This window comes from Pseudomonas sp. HMWF006 (assembly GCF_003061205.1).
GTDB classification, from domain to species: Bacteria; Pseudomonadota; Gammaproteobacteria; order Pseudomonadales; family Pseudomonadaceae; genus Aquipseudomonas; species Aquipseudomonas monsensis.
In genome coordinates this window covers 1-2,499 of the sequence record NZ_QAIU01000536.1, presented here as the reverse complement: position 1 = coordinate 2,499, position 2,499 = coordinate 1, and the positions used below count along the sequence as shown (strand labels likewise).

The following is a 2,499-nucleotide window of genomic DNA, read 5'->3' as shown; positions in this document are numbered from 1 at the left end:
GCCGATAAGGATCGCGCCGACCCCGGCGCCGCAGCCGATATCGACGGCGCGTTTGACCGGGGCAAAATTCTGCTGCAGGTGAGCGTGAATCAGTTGCGCAAACCGATAGGTGTCGGGGCCGAAAAACACCGCGTCGGCGGCGTCGGTGGGGAACGCCGAATGCACAAACAGCAAGTCATCCAGACTCGACCAGCGCACCCGGCTCTTGAAGCAACCGGCGTGAGTGTCGATGACCTGAGCGTCCTGCAGTTGCTGCAGTTCATCAGCGGACAACAGCCCTGCTTCAAATGGCCGCGACCAGCCGAATACATCGCGCAGGGAATCGACCGCCTGGCCTTCGTTGCGCTGGTTGACCCGTTGGTGGGTCAGCGGGGTGGGCGTGATAAAACGATAACCGTCGGCTTGCAGGCGGCGGCCCAGTTGCAACAGTGCAAGATCATCGGCGCACAGTGAATCTTCCTGAATCATTGGGTCGCTCCTTAAGGCAGGCGGGATTTGAGTTCGATAAAGCGGCGAGTCGCGAGCAATCCGGCCGGATGCGCATGCCGCGCCGGCGCCAGCCACGGGATGAGCAGCGCCATTTGCGCGTGATCGTCCTGGCCTTGCAGCGCTGCGTTCAATTGCTGCAGGTCGGGATCCTGCTCGGGAATGACTGCGGGTGCCGAAGTCTGGCCATGGCGCCGAGCGGATTTCACCGCTTTCGGGGATGTCCAGCTGCCGGCAATCCAGTCGTGCAACAGTTGTTTTTCATAGGCGTTGAACACGCCGAACATCGCGGCGCCATCGCCGCAGATCAGTTGCCAGAAGCGACTGGCTTGCGGGTCTTGATTGCGCTTGATCCAGCCTTTGTCTTGCATGGCCTGAAGGAAACCGGGCAACTGCTCCGGCGTCGCCAGCCACTGATTGACGGTCTGGCCTTCAAAACGGCAATAGTCCGAATGCAGGTGCTGGCCGAACGGCCGCTTGCGCTCGAGCATCGCCAGCAACTCGCGCTCAAGATCGAAGCCTTCAATGATCGCGCGACTGCCCTGGCCCAGATCGTTGAGGCGATAGCCCAAAGAAACCCGCCGCAGAAACTCGCTGCGATCGGCTTCCAGCGGCAGCAGGTCGAGCACAGCCTGCACGGCTTTTTGCGCATGACCGGTGCTGGCGTTATCAATGGTCACGTGCAGGGTGAAATAGTACGGATTGATGCCCAGTTCGCTGAGTTCGTAACTGCTGATCAGCAGGTGCAGCGGCAATTGTTCGTAGCCGAGGTTGTAGCCAATCACCTCCGGCAGACAGTCCATGCCACCAAGCCCCAGCGCCAGTTGCAGCGCGCCTTGCAGGTAGTGTTCATCGGCGATGGCGGCGCTTTCCTGCAGGTCCTGATCGGCCAACAGTTTGCGGTAAATCACCACATGATTCTGCGCCGGATTGCCCTCGCCAAGTTCCTCCAGATAGGTGCTCAACAGCCCCGCGAAACGCGGGTCGTGCCACTGCGGCAAAAGGCCGGACAGCCAGGCACCATCGACCAGTTTGGTCGGTGCGACGGCTTGCAGAAAGTACAGCGCCTGAGCCTTGTTGCTGAAGTACTGCCGCGGGCCGCCTGCCTGGCGTTGTTGCAGGTAGTCGGCGTATCGCCGGGCGACCTCGGTACAGTGCGCGGTCATCCACTCATGCCAGCGCCCAGGATCGCGTGGCAAGGTTTCAGCGATATCTGCGGCCCGTTGCAACTGCTCCTGCAAAAAAGCGTGAGCACGTTCCCGGGGATTTTCATCGCGCAGCAGCGCTTCATACAGCTGCCGCAGATTGCCGGCAGGATGGAGCGCTTGCGATTGTGCCGGCGCAGATGGCAGGCGAGTCAGGACAGTCATGGCTAAATTCTCGGTCGATTGGCAGGACGCTGATTCACACGCCTCTACAGCAGCAGAGAGGTGACGCCTGCGAAAAATTCAATCGACGTGAAAATTGCCCGGACGGACGGAGCCCCCGCCCCCCCTGTTCTCCCCTGTGCAGGACCTGCCGAAGGTTCGGACCGCGATCGGACGATCCTTGGCTTTCAGGCCGTGCCCTTGACCTGTTCTTCCAGATGCACCTGCAACTGCGGATCGATCTGCAAGGCCGCCGCCAGTTCATCCAGATAATTACGCTCGGCCGCTTGCTGGTCATCCACCAGCATTACGCTGGCCAGGTACATTTCGGCGGCAACCGCCGGATCACCTTGTGCCGATTGGGCAACTTCCGCCGGATCCAGCGGTTTGGCGAACTCGGCGTCGAGCCATTGCTGCAACTGCGGGTCCTCGGCGTGTTTGCCGATTTCGCAGCTGATCCGGTCTCTTTCCGCTTGATCAATGCGTCCATCAGCCTTGGCCGCCGCGATCAAGGCGCGCAGCACCGCATGGCTGTGTTCTTCAATGTCGGGGCCGGCCAGCAGGTTGGCTGTTTGCGGGGTTTGCTGCGGTGCCGCGCTGGCCTGGCTGCGTTGCCAGGCCTGATACGCCTGGAACGCCATCATCC

Annotated in this window: 2 protein-coding genes and 1 pseudogene; all 3 read right to left on the bottom strand. The window is 61.2% G+C overall.

The window, feature by feature from the left end; all coding sequences use genetic code 11:
- A pseudogene (locus DBR24_RS33505) lies at nucleotides 1–468 on the bottom strand (SAM-dependent methyltransferase); the annotation flags it as partial.
- A gap of 11 nt (nucleotides 469–479) precedes the next feature.
- The gene (locus tag DBR24_RS24095) at nucleotides 480–1,856 is read right to left on the bottom strand and encodes an iron-containing redox enzyme family protein (RefSeq protein ID WP_128615987.1); all 1,377 of its coding nucleotides are present in this window, start codon (nucleotides 1,854–1,856) and stop codon (nucleotides 480–482) included.
- 185 nt (nucleotides 1,857–2,041) lie between these two features.
- A partial coding sequence (locus DBR24_RS24090) for a tellurite resistance TerB family protein (protein WP_146189112.1) occupies nucleotides 2,042–2,499 on the bottom strand: 458 nt, incomplete at its 5' end.